12 protein-coding genes are annotated in these 17,653 nt (G+C 39.8%); 10 read left to right on the top strand and 2 right to left on the bottom strand.

Annotation, left to right across the window (positions count from 1 at the left end):
* Window positions 1-163: 163 nt before the first annotated feature.
* The 3 genes from ACQK2H_RS03935 to ACQK2H_RS03945 all read left to right on the top strand — a co-directional run bounded on the left by ACQK2H_RS03935 (window position 164) and on the right by ACQK2H_RS03945 (window position 8,120).
* Window positions 164-1,882: a tetratricopeptide repeat-containing sensor histidine kinase gene (locus tag ACQK2H_RS03935; protein WP_425390169.1), complete on the top strand. Its 1,719-nt coding sequence runs from the start codon at window positions 164-166 to the stop codon at window positions 1,880-1,882.
* Complete coding sequence (locus tag ACQK2H_RS03940; protein ID WP_425390170.1) at window positions 1,879-2,580, top strand: LytR/AlgR family response regulator transcription factor; 702 nt, start codon at window positions 1,879-1,881, stop codon at window positions 2,578-2,580. The genes ACQK2H_RS03935 and ACQK2H_RS03940 overlap by 4 nt, the downstream gene beginning before the upstream one ends.
* Window positions 2,581-2,678: 98 nt before the next feature.
* Complete coding sequence (locus tag ACQK2H_RS03945) at window positions 2,679-8,120, top strand: fibronectin type III domain-containing protein (protein WP_425390171.1); 5,442 nt, start codon at window positions 2,679-2,681, stop codon at window positions 8,118-8,120.
* 65 nt (window positions 8,121-8,185) lie between these two features.
* Here the strand turns inward: ACQK2H_RS03945 and kbl are convergent, their stop codons facing one another.
* Together kbl and ACQK2H_RS03955 are read right to left on the bottom strand one after the other, a co-directional pair.
* Window positions 8,186-9,373, bottom strand: a complete 1,188-nt coding sequence (gene kbl, locus ACQK2H_RS03950) for a glycine C-acetyltransferase (protein WP_425390172.1) — start codon at window positions 9,371-9,373, stop codon at window positions 8,186-8,188.
* A 1-nt stretch (window position 9,374) separates the two neighbouring features.
* Window positions 9,375-9,629, bottom strand: coding sequence for a hypothetical protein (locus ACQK2H_RS03955; RefSeq protein ID WP_425390173.1), 255 nt, complete (start codon window positions 9,627-9,629; stop codon window positions 9,375-9,377).
* 82 nt (window positions 9,630-9,711) lie between these two features.
* On the opposite strand from ACQK2H_RS03955, the gene ACQK2H_RS03960 reads away from it, so the two are divergent.
* The 7 genes from ACQK2H_RS03960 to ACQK2H_RS03990 are packed head-to-tail and all read left to right on the top strand — an operon-like array spanning window position 9,712 to window position 17,618.
* Entirely contained in the window at window positions 9,712-10,662 is a 951-nt protein-coding gene (locus ACQK2H_RS03960) for an NAD-dependent epimerase/dehydratase family protein (RefSeq protein ID WP_425390174.1), read from the top strand.
* A gap of 45 nt (window positions 10,663-10,707) precedes the next feature.
* Window positions 10,708-11,496, top strand: coding sequence for an enoyl-CoA hydratase/isomerase family protein (locus tag ACQK2H_RS03965; protein WP_425390175.1), 789 nt, complete (start codon window positions 10,708-10,710; stop codon window positions 11,494-11,496).
* Window positions 11,497-11,499: 3 nt separating this feature from the next.
* A complete protein-coding gene (locus tag ACQK2H_RS03970; RefSeq protein ID WP_425390176.1) occupies window positions 11,500-12,972 on the top strand; it encodes a lipopolysaccharide biosynthesis protein in 1,473 nt (490 codons plus the stop codon).
* Between the two features lie 20 nt (window positions 12,973-12,992).
* On the top strand, window positions 12,993-13,991 hold the full coding sequence (locus ACQK2H_RS03975; RefSeq protein WP_425390177.1) for a sugar phosphate nucleotidyltransferase: 999 nt from the start codon (window positions 12,993-12,995) through the stop codon (window positions 13,989-13,991).
* A gap of 4 nt (window positions 13,992-13,995) precedes the next feature.
* The gene (locus tag ACQK2H_RS03980) at window positions 13,996-15,699 is read left to right on the top strand and encodes a tetratricopeptide repeat protein (RefSeq protein ID WP_425390178.1); all 1,704 of its coding nucleotides are present in this window, start codon (window positions 13,996-13,998) and stop codon (window positions 15,697-15,699) included.
* The gene (locus ACQK2H_RS03985) at window positions 15,692-16,435 is read left to right on the top strand and encodes a DUF4292 domain-containing protein (RefSeq protein WP_425390179.1); all 744 of its coding nucleotides are present in this window, start codon (window positions 15,692-15,694) and stop codon (window positions 16,433-16,435) included. Before ACQK2H_RS03980 ends, ACQK2H_RS03985 begins: the two co-directional genes overlap by 8 nt.
* Complete coding sequence (locus tag ACQK2H_RS03990; RefSeq protein ID WP_425390180.1) at window positions 16,422-17,618, top strand: murein hydrolase activator EnvC family protein; 1,197 nt, start codon at window positions 16,422-16,424, stop codon at window positions 17,616-17,618. Before ACQK2H_RS03985 ends, ACQK2H_RS03990 begins: the two co-directional genes overlap by 14 nt.
* The last annotated feature ends 35 nt before the right edge of the window (window positions 17,619-17,653 follow it).

A 17,653-nucleotide genomic window follows, 5' to 3' on the forward strand; every position in this document is an offset into this window, starting at 1 on the left:
TTTTCTTTTTTTATTCACTCTTAGTGCCCACGCTTGGGCTCAAGATCTGAATGAGATTTCTTCTCTGCATTCACAATTAAATGTCGCAAAATCTGATAGTCTTCGCTCGTTTCTACACAGTGAAATCTGCTATCAATGGTGTGGAATTAATTTTGATTCTGCTATGCATCATGCTCAAAAAAGCTATCAATATGCAAAGCTTTCCGAGAGACCAAAATCAATTGGTCTGGGTCTGACAAGTATTGGATGGGCGTTTGATTACAACTATCAGTTTGACAGTGCAATACATTATTACACGAAATCATACAACTATGCTTTACAACACGAGGATACCAAGCGAGTTGCGACCTCTTTGTTCAATGTTGGGGTAGTCTTCTATTACCAGGGGCAGCTTGATTCGGCATTGTACTATTATTTAGCTTCAAAACCGAAATTCGAAGCTTTAAATGATGAACCAAATTTGTCACGGCTTTATAATAATCTTGGAAGGATTTATGAGAAAACCAATCAGTTGGAGCATGCTCTTGAGGTTTCCAGAAATTCAATTGTGATTAAAGAACGGTTGGGAGATACAAGAGGTCTTCTTAACACCTATACGAACATGAGTTCAATCTTTCAGCGCCAAGACAATTATGATTCCGCTCTGGTTTATTCAGAAAAGTGCATAAAGAAGGCAAAGGAAGTTGGTGATTTGGTCGCCTACAAATCAGAACTTGTAAACCTAGGAATCATCTATAAAAATCAAGAAAATAAAGAGAAAGCTATAAATGCCTTTAAGGAAGCTGAGTCACTAATTCTGGAAGATGAAGATCCTTATGTTTTATCACAGATTTTTCACAACCTTGGAGAATTCTATTTTGAGGAAAATGATTTCGACCAGGCAGAAGTTTATGTCAAAAAAACAAGAGAAGTTTTACTGGAAGAAAAATATCTTGAAACCGCATTGAAGCATTATCATTTGGATTATGCACTCAATAAAAAGAATGGGAATTCAGCTGGTGCTCTTAAGAGTCTGGAAAAGTATCTCGATTTAAATGAAAAATTCATCTCCCAAGAATTAATCAGCCGGACAAGCGAATTAGAGCAGTTATATCAAAAAGAGAAAAGAGAATTGGAGATTGAGACATTAAACGCGGAAAATCAAATTCAAAATTTAAGAATAGAAAAGAACTTGAGGGATAGAAATGGATGGATCATTTTTTCTCTTTTAGTCATAGGCATTGCCTTGTTACTATATCGACTTTATAGGATTAAACAAAAATCATTGAATGAAAGAGACATACTATTAAAAGAAATTCATCATCGTGTAAAGAACAATCTCCAGGTAATCTCAAGTCTCTTAAACCTCCAGGCGGATTCCCTTGAAAGTGATGCCGCAAAAGATGCTGTGAAAGAAGGTCAGCAACGTGTAAAGTCCATGGCATTAATTCACCAGAAACTTTATTCAGCAGATGATGTAAGAGGTGTTGATGTGCAAGATTATCTAGAGAACTTATCGAAAGAATTGTTCAAAGCATTCGGTGTAAATGAGGAAAAGATCAATTGGAAAGTAAATACAAATGGCTTAAAACTGGATATCGACACAATCATTCCCCTAGGACTCATTATCAACGAATTGATCACCAACTCGATCAAATATGCCTTTGAGGACGATAAGAATGGTTTACTCGAGATCCAAATGAAGGAGGAAGGTGAGAATCTTAATGTAGTAGTAGCCGACAATGGCAAGGGCCTTGATGAGCAAGCATTGGCTCATTCAAATGCATTTGGGTGGAAAATGATCCAGTCGCTGGGTAGAAAGTTGAAAGCGAACATTAATGTGAATGCCGAAAATGGGACAAGAGTCAACCTTGTGCTTTCGAGATATAAATTAGTAGCATGAGCAAAACATCAGTCTTGATTGTGGAAGATGAGCCGTTGATTGCAGATGATATAGCCCTAATCATAGAAAAAGCTGGATATGACATTTTTAGTATTGTAGACAATGCGGATGATGCAATACTTTCATTAAGCGGGGACAAGCCCGATATAGCACTTCTGGACATTAATATTGAAGGTGAAAAAGATGGCATACACTTAGCCCACCTCATCAATCAAAAACATCACATTCCTTTTGTTTTTCTGACATCCTATTATGATAAAAATACCTTGGCTAGGGCTAAAGCAACAAATCCGGGTGGTTATGTGGTGAAACCATTTGATGAAGGAGATTTGATTGCAAATATTGAGTTAGCCCTTTCAAAAAAGCATGCAAACATTGAGGTTTCAACAGACAAATTTTTTGTAAGAAATCAAGGTCAGCTTCAAGCCATAGATCCATCAGAAATCTTATACGCAGAGAGCGAAGACAACTATGCTAATATTTACATTGAAGGAAAGAAGTTGGTCGTCAGTCACACGCTTAAAAGTGTAGAAGAGCAATTAACTCCATTCGGATTTATCCGGATTCACAAATCATTTCTTGTCAATTTTCAAAAGATCACCAGTATTCATGAAGGATACACCTTTATTGGGGAAATAAAGATTCCTGTTGGAAGAGCTTACAAAGAAGACTTTCTTAAAAGGCTTGCAATACTTTAATTGTCGTTTACTAAAATCATTATGTCGTTCACTAAAACTAGCTTTTTGTTGAATGTATTGTAAGACAAATTCATGGCCTAATCAAACTCATTGCTGCCATGAAAGCCTTATTCAAAATTCTTTTTATTCTATTTCTCACACCTGCTATCGCACAATCAGACTACTACTGGGTCGGCGGTTCGGGGAGTTGGGGTGATTTAAATCACTGGGCTACAACTAGTGGGGGTTCAACCAATTATGGTGTTTTGCCCGGATCAGATGATCGAGTGATTTTTGATTCAAACTCATTTTCTGCAGATGGTCAATCAGTTACCTTAGACGTTACGGCCATCTGTGATGATATGGATTGGACTGGCATCTCATTTGACGTGTCTATTCTGGAAGGTGCTGAACATGAAATCCAAATTCATGGATCAGTTGTGCTGTCAAATCTGGTTGAAATCGGTAATGACGTAGATCTTACATTTTTATCTGCAAACTCTGAGACCTTTTCAATGGGAGATAATCCTGAAGTCAGGAAAAACACCGGTAATAACCGAACTCGCATTTCTTTTGAAGGCGATGGAGATTGGACGATCGTTGACCACCTTACCTCGGAAGGTACCATTTTGGTTCAGAACAATGCCACGCTAAACTTAGATGGCAAGCCGATGTATACAGAAGATATCTTGCTTTTAGGGGCTTCAACATTCAACTCAGGAACCGATGCAACGATCACTTTTGAAGATTGGAGAGGAAATACAAATATGAATTTTGGGTCTGGCACTGAGCTGATAATGAAGCAGTTCAATTTGTTTGACTCATTTGGAGATTTTAATGGAGGAGGTCATACCTACCCTATGTTACGAATAGAAAATCCAGGGCAGACCATTCGCCTCGATGGATCAAATACATTCGATCAGCTAATTATTGATGCAGGCGTGACCATTGATTTCCAGGCGAATCAAACACAAACGATGACCGCTCTTCAAGCTGATGGTACCAAATTTAATTTTATTAAGTTCCGAACTGATGTTGGCGGAACACAAGCCACCATTAATGTAGCTTCAGGTACGGTTAACACGACCTACCTGGATCTCACAGATATGATAGCAACTGGAGGTGCTACGTTTAATGCCACCAATAGTATTGATGGTGGTAATAATTCTGGTTGGAATATTACGGCTCCAACCGGTCAGGATTACTTCTGGGTAGGAGATGGTGGAGAATGGACCGATCTTTCTCACTGGGCAACAACCAGCGGAGGGACCACCTTTCACTCTGAGCTTCCGGGTTCATTCGATAATGTAATTTTTGATGAAAACTCCTTTAGTTTATCCAATCAGGAGGTGACAGATAATGATGCGATTACGATAAAGGACCTGGACTTTTCAGCAGCTACGAATTCACCAACGCTTTCAGTTTCTGAAATAGATGTATTTGGTTCAATTTCTCTGAGTGCAGGAGTAAAAGTTGAAGGAAATATTGAATTGACTTCAATTGGTTCCGAAACCATAACTTCAAATGGTTCGACTGGGCTAGAAAATGTATCATTAACAGGTTCAGGAACCTATACCATACGAGATGAGATTCATTTTGACTATCTAACCATATACGATGGGGCATTGATAGCTGACAATCAGAGCCTTGATGTAGTCTTCTTTAAAATGACTGATGATTTCGGTTCTGAAAATGGCGGAAGTTTTAGTGCTGTAAATACAAATATGTCAGTAGCGACTTATCAGCTAGTTGATGATCCAGTTCATACTTTTACGGGAGGGACGCTTACTATTCAGCCAACAACATTTCTTACAGGTGCCGTTCGTTCCATTCATTCTTTTGAAATAGCAACTGATAACCCTGTATCATTTGGAAATGTGGTATTCAAGAACCAGGTGGATGTTTATTATGCAAGTGATTTCACGGTGAATGAATTTTCTATTGACCCAGGAGTAGAAGTTGTGTTTCAAGATGTAGGAAGTTCTATTTTGAATATCGATGATTTAGTGGCATCAGGTACATCAGATGACCATATCATCTTTAGAAGTTTGAATGAAGGAACGCCTCATTTGATAGCTAGTCTTTCTGGAAATACCGTAAATGCAGAGTGGCTCGAACTAAAAGACAGTCAGGTGTCTGGTGCTACATTTAACGCCACTAACAGCTATGATAACGGAAACAATACAGGGTGGACGATTACGGCTCCACCAAATAGTCCCGCTGCTCCTTCCAATTTGGTAAGCTCCAACATTACATCATCTGGTTTTACCGCTCAGTGGGATGCTGTTGATGGCGCTGATAGTTATCGAATTGATTTGGACAACTTCCCTGCATTTGCGACACCCGAGGTTGAAGATTTGGAAGTAACCGGAACAAGTCATGTTTTTACCGGACTCAATGATGCAGACGAGTATCACTGGAGAGTGAGAGCGGTCAATGTAAGCGGTACCTCATCTAATTCTGTTTCTGTTTCATTAACCACCTTACCTGTAACGCCAGTGGCCCTAGATGGTGAATCTGTCTTGTCAGATAGGTTTACTGCTAAATGGGAAGCAGTAGATGGAGCAGATAATTATCGTATAGATGTGAGCAATAACGCTGAATTCTCCAGCTACCTGACCGGATTCGAAAATTTAATTGTCGATGGAATTTCACAATTGGTAGATGGATTAAATGAGAATCAGACATACTATTATCGTGTAAGAGCCGAAAACACTACCGGTCAAACACCCAATTCGAATGTGATAACTGTTTCAACAGGAGCTAAGCAAAATCAGACCATTTCCTTTGATCTGGGTGCCGATGCTAACAAAACATTGGGTGATGCAGACTTCACATTGGCAGCCTCTGCAACCAGTGGACTTGAGGTTTCATTTTCCAGTAGCGATGAAACGGTAGCAACGGTCTCTGGAAATGTAGTATCTATTGTCGGTAGTGGAACAACTACCTTAACGGCTTCTCAAGCAGGAAATAGCAATTTCAATGCTGCGCCATCAGTAGAACAGTTGCTCACGGTCGGGAAGGCTAGTCAAACAATAACTTTTGATCCAGACCCTATTCCAGATCAAAATTTGTCTGATGGGTCACTGGCACTTGATATCTCAGTAGATACAGGACTTCCTCTTACAGTATCTATTTTGAGTGGGGATGCCACAATAGTGGAATCCTCAACTCAGGGAACTTATGATATTACCTATAATTCATCTGGAACGGTCACTATCGAAGCAGCACAAGCTGGAGATGATGATTACGCTTCAACTACAGAAACGATATCTTTCAATGTAATCGATGATAGTAAATCTGATCAAACCATAACGTTTGATTTGGGTGCTGATCAAAATAAGATTTTTGGTGATGATTTGTTTTCGATTACAGCAACTGCGTCTAGTGGGCTTCCTGTAACCTTTATGAGTTCAGATGAATCAGTAGCCATTGTTTCCGGGTCAGAGGTGACAATTGTAGGTGCAGGTACAACCAGCATTACCGCAAGTCAATCGGGAGATGATGAGTTTAATCCAGCCACACCCGTTTCTCAAACCTTAACAGTTGGTAAAGCAGATCAAACCATTTCGTTTAGTGAAATTGCAGATAAGTCATTTGGTGATTCGAGCTTCGAATTAGAAGGTACAGCTACCTCTGGCCTGCCAATTACCTACACCATAGAAAACACTTTTGTAGCCGAAGTTGATGAAAATACAGTGACTATCAAAAGTGCCGGATCCACCAATATCATTGCTTCACAGGCTGGTGATGACAATTATAATGCTGCGATTGATGTCACACAATCACTTCAAGTAAACAAAGCTGCTCAGGTTATCACTTTCAATCCATCTCAAATTGAGGATAAAACTCCTGACGCTGATGATTTTTCTGTGACTATTTCAAACTCTTCAGGGTTAACCCCTGATGTTTCTAGCAATGACATCATCTCCCTTTCTGAGGGAACCAGTGCAGGTGAATACATTGTATCCATACTGTCACCCGGAGAGGCTGTTATTTCTGTTTCTCAAAGTGGTAACTCGAATTACCTAGCCGTTGAGGAATCTCTATCATTTAACATTGCAGGACTCACTCAAGAAATTACATTTGAAGAAATTCCCGCAAAGACATTTGGTGATGACGATTTTGAAGTGAGTGTCTCAGCCTCCTCGGGACTGTCGGTTGAGCTCGAGAGCTCAAATCTGGATGTTGCCACAATTTCAGGAAAAACAATTTCTATTGTAGGAGCAGGAACCGCAACGATTACTGCCTCTCAATCGGGAGATGAGGAATACAGTGCCGCTACAAGTGTGAGTAGAGAACTGATAGTCAACAAGGCTGATCAAACCATATCCTTTGCAGAACTGGATGATAAAACATTTGGTGATGAAAATTTCGATTTGCAAGTATCAGCATCATCGGGACTTCCGGTTGATATTGTGATACTAGATGAATCAGTTGCTGAAATTGATGGACAAACCATAACTATAAAAAATGCAGGTTCAACGAATATCATTGTTTCACAATCTGGAAATGAAAATTTTAATGCGGCAGCAAGCGTAAATAGAACGCTTACGGTACAAAAAGCACCTCAGGTTATCACCTTTAATCCTGCTGTAATTGCAGATTTGGATTTAGATTTTGACGACTTTTTCATTCAGATAACAAACTCTTCTGGCCTGACTCCTGAGGTTACTAGCAACAACGTAATCGAATTGAGTGAAGGCCCTAATCCTGGAGAATATTTGGTTTCACTTCTCTCAGCTGGAGATGCAGTGATCACGGTGACGCATCCTGGTAATGATAATTATTTATCGGTTGAAAAAACCCTAACATTTGGTGTTGGTAAACTTCAACAGGAAATCACCTTTGATGAATTGCCTGATAAAACATTCGGTGAAGATTCTTTTGAAGTATCTGCTACCGCTTCCTCCGGCTTGCAAGTGACACTAGTGAGCTCAAATCAAGAAGTTGCAATTGTTGAGGGACTAACAGTAACGATTGTTGGTGCCGGTACTACCACCCTAACAGCTTCACAGGAAGGAGATGCTACTTATAGCGCAGCAACGGAAGTAAGTCAGGTGCTCACCGTATCAAAAGGAGATCAAACGATCACCTTTGATGACTTAGAAACTCCTTCAATAGGAGATGTTATCACTTTATCAGCAACCGCTTCTAGCGGATTGGAAGTATCGTTTGAAGTTGAGGGACCCGCTTCTTTGGATGGGAATAGTCTTGCTATTCTGGATCAAGGAACGGTTACTATCACCGCTTCTCAACAAGGAGATGACAATTGGAATCAAGCTGAGCCTGTAAGTCAGACATTGGAAATTACTGCAACAGCTCTTGGAGTTTTAGATGAAACAATTTCCATATTCCCTAACCCCTTCATAAATATTCTAAATCTAGATTATCATGAACCTGTCAACATTAGAATATATGCATTAGATGGGTCAGTAGTATGGTCGAAAAGTGGAGTTAAAGATCAGATGGAAGTAAGTTCACTTGATGAAGGGATGTACATTTTGGAAGTTGAGATTGCTAATGAAATCACTCGATTGCGAATAAAGAAAGCAAACTAAGGCAGCTCTCTTCAAATATTTTGAAGAGAAGTTAAAAACGGCTCCAAGGGAGCCGTTTTGTTTTTTTATATCACTCCGAGCTCTTTCCCTACTTCTGTAAATGCTTGAATCGCTTTATCTAAGTGCTCGCGATCATGAACAGCAGAGATTTGGACACGGATTCTGGCTTGTTCTTTTGGAACCACCGGGTAGTAAAAACCAATCACATATATTCCTTTTTCCAATAGCTTATCTGCCATCTGCTGAGACAGCTTCGCATCATACAGCATTACCGGGACAATCGGGTGTTCACCTGGTTTGATATCAAACCCGGCTGCAGTCATTTGCTCTCTGAAATATTTGGTGTTGTCTTCCAGTTTGTCTCTTAGCTCGGTTGTTTCACTCAGCATGTCAATTACAGCAATCGATGCACCTACAATTGATGGAGCAAGTGTGTTAGAGAACAAATATGGTCTTGAACGCTGACGAAGAATGTCAACAATCTCTTTTTTAGCAGCAGTGAATCCACCGGAAGCACCACCCATGGCTTTTCCTAAAGTTCCTGTAATAATATCAACACGATCCATACAGTTTCTGTACTCATGTACGCCTCGTCCGGTTTTGCCAATAAACCCGGTGGAGTGACATTCATCGGTCATTACGAGTGCATCATATTTATCAGCCAGGTCACATATTTTATCTAGCTGCGCAATGGTGCCATCCATTGAGAATACCCCATCTGTCACAATGATTTTGACTTTAGCATCAGAAGCTGCCTTCAGCTGTTCTTCCAGGTCAGCCATGTCATTGTTTTTGTACCTGTAGCGTGCCGCTTTACATAGCCTTACACCATCTATGATCGAAGCATGGTTCAAGGAATCGGAAATGATAGCATCTTCAGGTCCTAATAGCGGCTCAAATACACCTCCATTCGCATCAAATGCTGCAGCGTATAGAATAGTGTCCTCCATGCCCAGGAATTCTGAAATCTTTTGTTCCAGCTCCTTATGAATGTCTTGTGTTCCGCAGATAAATCGAACAGATGACATACCAAAACCGTGAGAGTCAATGGTTTGTTTAGCCGCTTCTATCACTTTGGGGTGTGAGGACAGTCCCAAATAATTATTTGCGCAGAAATTGATTACCTGAGATCCGTCTTCAAGTGTGATGTCAGCTGCCTGCGGAGAAGCAATGATTCGCTCTCTTTTATAGAGTCCGGCATCTTTAATCTCTTCAATTTCTTTCTCCAGTCTTGGCTTCAGTGATTTGTACATATCAGCTTGTTTTGGGTTTTAAAGGTTTAATTTTTGGTCGCATCGCCTTAGCTGCACTTGGTTTTTTCACCTCCTGCTGTTCTTCCAGTTTATAGTGTCGGCGAATGTTATTAATTAAGAAAAGCTTTTGTTGAGTGAAGCTGTTTGGATGTATCTGATCAAATATCCGTTTGAAATCCGTGTATTGATCAGGTTCACCTGATTTGAATTTCTTTGGATCGATCTTTTTTTCTTTCAGATATTCGTCAAACTCCATCACGGCAAATTTAATGGAAGCCAGTTTTCTAATGGCGTGTAAATTTGCAAACCCAAAAAAGAAATGAATAAACAACTAACCCATGGATAAAATCCTGATTATTGGTGCCTGCGGACAATTAGGTACAGAGCTCACACTAAAATTGAGAGAGCTAAAAGGAGTTGAAAATGTGATTGCTTCGGATCTATTGGATGATCCTGTGGAGCTTTTACAGGATGGGCCCTACGAAAAACTCAATATTCTCAACAAAGAGTCTTTTCAAATTATTCTTGAAGAGCATGGCATTAATCAGGTTTATCACCTTGCAGCAATATTGTCTGCCAAAGGGGAGCAAAATCCGCATTTCGCTTGGCAGCTAAACATGGATAGCCTGCTGACTGTACTGGAAGCCGGAAAAGATCGACTGAATAAAATTTATTGGCCCAGTTCCATTGCAGTTTTTGGTCCGGACACGCCAAAGGATAATACTCCACAGAACACTATAATGAGTCCCAATACGGTTTATGGTATTTCGAAACTAGCAGGTGAACGGTGGTGCGAATATTATCATGAAAAATATGATGTGGATGTAAGAAGCCTTAGGTATCCCGGGTTGATTGGATACAAGGCAATGCCTGGTGGTGGGACTACCGATTATGCAGTAGATATTTTTCACAAGGCAATCGCAGGTGAGCACTATGAATGCTTTTTGTCAGAAAATTCCATGCTTCCAATGATGTACATGGACGATGCGGTGAAAGCGACCATCGATTTGATGGAAACCGACAAAGAAAATGTGAAAGTGCGAAGCTCATACAATCTGGCAGCTATGAGCTTTTCTCCAAAAGAAATTGCTGCGGAGATTAGAAAGCATTATCCGGAATTTACCATTTCTTACAATCCTGATTTCAGACAAAAAATCGCTGATAGCTGGCCTGGAAGCATTGATGATAGTACCGCTAGAAATAACTGGGGGTGGCAACACGAATATGGATTAACTGAACTGGTGGAAACAATGATTAGCAATCTGAAAAGGACAATTGTTTTTGATTAAGGCAATTTTGCTTTTTCTTTCCGCTTCAATAAAAACCAATCGACCATGGAATCTTACGAAAATCTGGCACTTGATTTAGTTGATGGCATTTTAACGATTGCTATCAATAGAGAAAGTAAAATGAATGCGCTTAACAGAGCTACCATGCTCGAAATAAAAGACGCTTTCCAGTACGTCCAGGATAATCCAAAAGAAGTTCGAGGCGTTATTTTAACAGGAGCCGGAGAAAAAGCATTTGTGGCTGGTGCAGATATTAGTGAATTCACTGGTCTTAGTGAAATGCACGCGAGGAAGTTTGCAGAGGAGGGACAGGAGATTTTTCAGGAAATAGAGAATTGCCATACTCCGGTAATTGCCGTAGTTAATGGTTTCGCTTTAGGTGGTGGGTGTGAATTGGCAATGGCCTGCCATATGAGAATTGCAGTTTCAGCAGCCAAATTTGGTCAGCCTGAAGTTAATCTTGGATTAATTCCCGGATATGGAGGTACTCAGCGATTGACTCAATTAATTGGAAAGGGCCGAGCGTTCGAATTTTTGATGAGTGCAGATATGATTGGAGCCGAGAGAGCAGAGCAAATGGGTCTGGCAAACTATGTAGAAGCCGACAAAGAAGCTGCTCATGCAAAAGCGGTGGAAATACTTTCAAAAATTGCCTCCAAAGCACCTTTAGCTATTGGTTTGGTTATCGACTCTGTCAATGCTTATTTTGAAACAGGCGTAGAAGGCTATCAAACCGAGGCAAATGCTTTCGCCGGTTGTTTTGGTACCAATGACTTCAAGGAGGGTGTTGCCGCATTCCTTGAAAAGCGTAAAGCTGATTTTAAAGGCGAATAACCCTTGTCAATTCTTAAAAAACTAGCCGGTCAAACGGCAGTATATGGTTTAAGCAGTGTGGTTGGGAGGTTGCTCAATTACCTGCTCGTTCCACTTTATACATCAGTTTTTGTACCAGCGGAATATGGAATCGTTACAGAGCTTTATGCGTATGTAGCCTTTCTCAATATTTTATTTATTTATGGATTAGAGACAGCCTATTTCCGGTTTTCATCTCAAGAGAAAGGATACAATTATTTCAACCTGGCATTTACCAGCATTCTCATCTCGTCGCTTTTGTTTTCCGGGGTTATTTGGCTTTTTTCTGATGCAATTGCTGATGTATTGCAGTATCCCAATAGAGCTCATTTCATTAGATGGCTAGCCGCAATTTTAGCCATTGACGCCATTGTGGCCATACCGTTTGCTCGATTACGACAGGATGGAAAAGCGTATCATTTTGCAGTTTTTAAATTGTCGAATATTGGTGTCAACATTCTGTTGAATTTATTCTTCATTCTTCTTTGTCCAATGATTTTAAAGGACAATCCGGATAGCTTTATCAGCAAAGTTTATAACCCTGAAATTGGGGTTGGCTATGTTTTTCTTTCTAACCTGATCGCAAACGGGCTGTATCTTCTTTTCTTCATTCCTGATTGGCTAAAGGTAAAACTCACCTTCAATTCATCCGAGTGGAAGCGAATGATGAAGTATGCCTGGCCGGTCTTGATCATAGGATTTGCAGGTGTAACGAATGAGATGCTAAGCCGCGCAATTCTTAAGTATCGGTTGCCGGAAGAATTTTATAAGGGATTTTCAAATCTTGAAATCCTTGGAATATTTGGTGCATGTTATAAACTAGCGGTGTTTATGACGCTAGCCGTTCAGGCGTTTAGGTATGCTTTTGAGCCTTTCTTTTTTGCCCAGGCAAAAGAAAAAAACTCACCTCAGGTTTTCAGTCAGGTGATGACGTGGTTTGTGATTTTCACCTCCTTTAGCTGGTTAGTATTGTGTGTGTTTATGCCATATTACGCACCTGTTTTCCTTAGGCAAGAAAACTATCTAATCGCATTAGATGCTGTGCCTTTGTTGTTAGGAGGAGGATTGTTTTTGGGGGTTTTTTACAACCTATCCCTGTGGTACAAACTGACGGATAAGACATTGTATGGGGCATATATTAGCCTCATCGGTGCAGTAGCCACATTTATTCTAAACTGGTCGCTTATTCCGGTCTTGGGATATATGGGTAGTGCCATTGCCACTTTTATTTCATACTTATTGATGGTGATTATTTCTTATGTATGGGGAATGAAGCACTATCCGGTTCCATATCAGACGTTAAAGATTACAGGATACATCGTTTTAGCCGGATCAGGAATTCTTATCGACGGAATGACTGAAGAATCAATCCTTAAGTCCTCCTTGATCGTATTAATCTTTCTAACTTTGCTGTTTGTTTTAGAGCGAAAATCATTTCGAAATCTTAGAGCTAACTAGCGATAAATCAACAACATTTTATGAATCTCATTATTCCGATGGCCGGAAAAGGCAAACGCCTGAGGCCTCATACGTTGACTACACCCAAGCCACTGATTCCTATTGCGGGAAAGCCAATTGTGCAACGGTTGGTTGAAGACATCTCAAAAGTTACACCGGAGAAAATTGACAAAATAGGGTTTGTAATCGGTGATTTTGATGAAGAAATTAAAGATAAGCTTAGACAGATCGCTAAAGAAGTAGGAGCTGAGGCTCACTTCTTTGTTCAGGAAACTGCAGAAGGAACCGCACATGCAATCGCTTGTGCAAACGATATTTTGGAAGGAAAAGTCACAGTTGCATTCTCAGACACTCTTTTCAGAGCAGACTTCACATTGAATCCTGAGGATGATGGCATTATTTGGACCAAGCAAATAGAGGACCCAAGCTCCTTTGGTGTGGTCAAGACAAATGAAGAAGGAATCATCACTGATTTCATTGAAAAGCCAAAAGACTATGTTTCCGACCAGGCTATTATTGGAATTTATTACTTCAAGAGAGGTGAAGATTTGCGTGAGGAAATCGATTATCTGATCCAAAATAATATACGTGGAGGAGGAGAGTTTCAGTTGACTATGGCTCTGGAAAACCTAAAAAATAAAGGAACCAACTTCACAATTGGCACAGTGGATGAATGGTTGGATTGTGGAAACAAGGAAATAACCGTACAATCAAACTCACAATACCTTGGATTTCTAAAGGAAGAAAATCTTGTTTCTAATGAGGCCACATTAACTAATTGCGAAATCATTGAGCCTGTTTTTATTGGAGAAGGATCGGAAATTTCGAACTCCACCATCGGACCTAATGTTTCTATAGGTAAGGATTGTAAAGTCAGTAACTCTAAGGTGTCTGAATCACTCATTCAAAATAACACGACACTGGAGGACGTTGAATTAACCAACTCAATGATTGGAAACTTCGTTAATTTGAAAGGTCAACCAAAATCAGTGAGCCTGGGAGACTACAGTGAATGGTAAAACCATGCGAATAATTCTATTTTCAGTTTTTTCACTTATTCTCTTTTGTGCGTCAGCGCAAAAGAAAAAGAAGGATGTTGTGATCCCTCAGACACAAGAAGATTCACTCAAGCTTGAAGGGGTGTTGGTGGAAGCTGAGAAGCAATTGATTTTGGAAAATTTTGCCAAGGCACTAGAAAACTTTCATGTAGCTCTTGAAATGAACACTGAAAGTGCTGCGATTCATTTCAAAATAGCAGAGGTGCTTGCAAAAAGTGACGAAGGTCAAAAAGCCCTTCCTTATGGATTAAAAGCCATTGAGTTGGATCCGGAGAATAAGTACTATCGGTTAGGATTGGCTCGCATTTATCAGTCAATCGGATTTTACATAGATGCAGCAAAAACCTATGAAGAGCTACTTGAGCGATTTCCATCTGAGGAAAATGCGTTATATGAACTAGCAGAACTCTATCAACTGACCGGAAGAAGGGACGATATGTTCCGTGTTTTTGATCTGATCGAATCTCAATTAGGCATTAAAGAGGAAATCACCAGAGAGAAGCAGCGCATCTACATGAAGGAAGGAAAACTTGATGAGGTAATCGCTGAGTTTGAAAAGCTAATCGATGCATATCCAAACGAATCTTCGTATAAGGCTGAATTAATCAATTTCTTGATTCAAAATAGAAGATTGGATCAGGCCAAAGAAGCAATAGCTGAATATGAAGCTTCTGAGTCTACTTCTTCGCGCATCACTTTAATGAAAAGTGAGCTGGCATGGATGCAAGGCGAAAGATCAGAATCCTTAGAGTTGTTAAGTGAGGCGTTTGAAACAAGCTCGATTGACTTCCAGTCAAAGTTTCAAATCTTGTCCAATTACCTGGTAATGGACCCTAGCCCTGAGGAAAAAAGCAAACTCACTCAAATTGCCGTTTCACTGGCAGATCAGTATGAGGATGAATTCAAAGCACAAGCATTTGTTGGAGATCTTTTGTATCAGGACGGCAAAAGCCAGGAGGCAGTAGTTTATTACCTGAAAGCAGTTGATCTCAGCCCAGCCAATTATTCAGTATGGCAGAATATCTTGAACATAGAAGCTGATTTGAATCAAAACGATAGCCTAATTGCTCATGCAGAAGTAGCACTTGAGTATTTTCCAAATCAGGCATTGCTTTACTATTTCGCAGGAACGGGATACCTGATCAAGAATGAACACAAAAAGGCTGTTCGAATGCTTGAGCAGGGCCGAAAATATACCATAGACCCGAATCTATTGACGGTTTTCTATGGCCAGATAGGCGATGCATATAATGGGCTAGAAGAGCTGGATAAATCGTTCAAAGCATACGAAAAAGCGCTTGAAAACAGTCCAAATAACGATCATGTGTTGAATAATTACAGTTACTTTCTTTCTGTTGCTAATAGAGATTTGGACAAAGCGTTGGAAATGTCTTCTAAACTGATTGATCAGCACCCTAATAATGCAACATATCTAGATACACATGGTTGGGTACTATACGCTTCGGGAAAGTATAAAGAGTCAAGAAAATTTCTTGAGAAGGCAGCTTCACTCGATAAAGATGGCACAGTCATTGAACATTATGGAGATGTACTGTTTCAATTAGGAGAAGTAGAAGAAGCGATCAGGCAATGGGAAAAAGCGCGAGAACTAGGAAATGCCTCCGAATTGATAGAAAAGAAAATAGCAGATCGTAAGCTATATGAATAAACTGATTTTAATGTGTTTGATGGCTACTCTGGTTTTATCCTCCTGTAACAGGAAAATGGGAGCCATTTTTGGTAAAAAGAAAGATAATCTTGAAGTAGTAAATCCTGAATTTGAATATTTCTCCGCTAAGGCAAAATTTAAATTTGACGATGGTGAAAAAAGCGTTTCCGCCACTGCCAATTTTAGAATTCAAAAAGACAGTATCATCTGGTTATCAATTACTCCGGGACTAGGAATCGAAGTTGCAAGAGTATTGATAGATACAGAAAACGTGTTTGTTCTCGATAAAATAAACAAGCAATACTACGAGTATACATTTGATGAGCTTTCAAAAGAATTTGATTTTGATTTCAATTTTCAAATGATCCAATCCGTCATTTTGGGAAACCTGGTGGAGCCATATAAAAAGCAGCGAGTTGAGCGATCAGAGAATTATTTTTCTTATACGGCATCTAAGGGAGTCTACCTTTTTCACAATTTCATTGGTGCCAAAAGCATGAAACTTGAAAAAGTTAAGGTATTCGATGAGGGAACAAACAATACGATTTCAGTAAATTACAGTGATTTTGTCCTAGTAGACGGTCAGGTATTTCCCAATGAAATCTCTGCAGTTATAGACTATGAGGCTGAAACTAAACCGAATACGGAAGTCAGTATTTCCTATAATAAAATGGTCATTGAAGACGCTCCAATCAGCTTTCCATATGCTGTTCCTAGCAAGTATGAAAAGAAATAAGTTAGTATTCGCTTCATTTTTATTGTTATTTCTGGCATCTGGACCTGCGGTTTTAGCACAAAAGACCAAAAGTCAGCTTGAGCAGGAAAAAAAAGAGAACCTAAGAAAAATAGCAGAAGCTGAACGAATTCTTAACGAAACTGCGGATGCTAAAAAAGCAACTTTAGGTCAGTTGAAAGCTTTAAATCAACAGATCAATGCACGGGAATCTTTAATACGCTCCATCGGATCGGAGATTCAAATACTCGACGGAGAAATTATTGATCTAAGGATAGTAGTGAGCTCTCTTCAGAATGACCTCATGCATCTAAAAGAGGAATATGCTGCACAGATTTATTCATCTTACAAGGCAAATAGAGGAAATAGCAGATTGATGTTTTTATTTTCTTCCAGCAATTTCAACCAGCTTCTTCAGCGGCTGAAGTACTTGGAGCAATATGCAGATGCACGAAGACTTCAGGCAGAACAAATTGAAGTGGTCGCAAAAGAATTGAATGATCAAAGGGGCAAAGTGGAAGCGAAACGTGCTGAGCAGCAGCAGTTGTTAAACCAACAGGTGAGGGAGAATAGAAAGCTTGCTAAATCCAAACAAAGGCAGTCAACCTTAGTGGCTCAATTAACTAAAAAGGAAAGGCAGCTTAGAAAAGAAGTAGAGGAGAGAAAGGAGGCGAACAATAGGTTAAATACTTTAATCGCCGATATTGTGAAAGAGGAGGAAAAACGGTCATCAACGATCTCAGTTGCAGAGGCAGCAAGTGATGCTGAACTAACAAAACAGTTTGAAACCTTTAAAAATCAGTTGGAATGGCCTGTAAAATCAGGTTTTATTTCAATGGGGTTTGGAACACAAAAACACCCCGTTTTGAAAAGGATCACGATCGTTAATCCTGGGGTAGATATTCAAACTGAGTCAGGAGCTTTGGTCACCGCAGTATTTGATGGAGTAGTGAGTGAAATTGCTGTGATTCCAGGTAAAAATCAGGTGATTATCATTCGTCATGGTGATTATAAGACCTTATATGCTCAGTTGAAAACGGTCAATGTCAAGAAGGGTCAAAAAGTAAAAAAAGGAGATGTTTTGGGGGAGGTTTACACGAATAGAGATGGAGTTTCAGAGATGGAGTTTCATGTTTATAAGGGATTAAATAACCTCAACCCTGAAAATTGGTTAGCAATGAAATAATGTGCGATAATTTCTGAGAGCTCCTCGTTTAATAC

Source organism: Ekhidna sp. (assembly GCF_965228795.1).
Lineage (GTDB): Bacteria > Bacteroidota > Bacteroidia > Cytophagales > Cyclobacteriaceae > Ekhidna.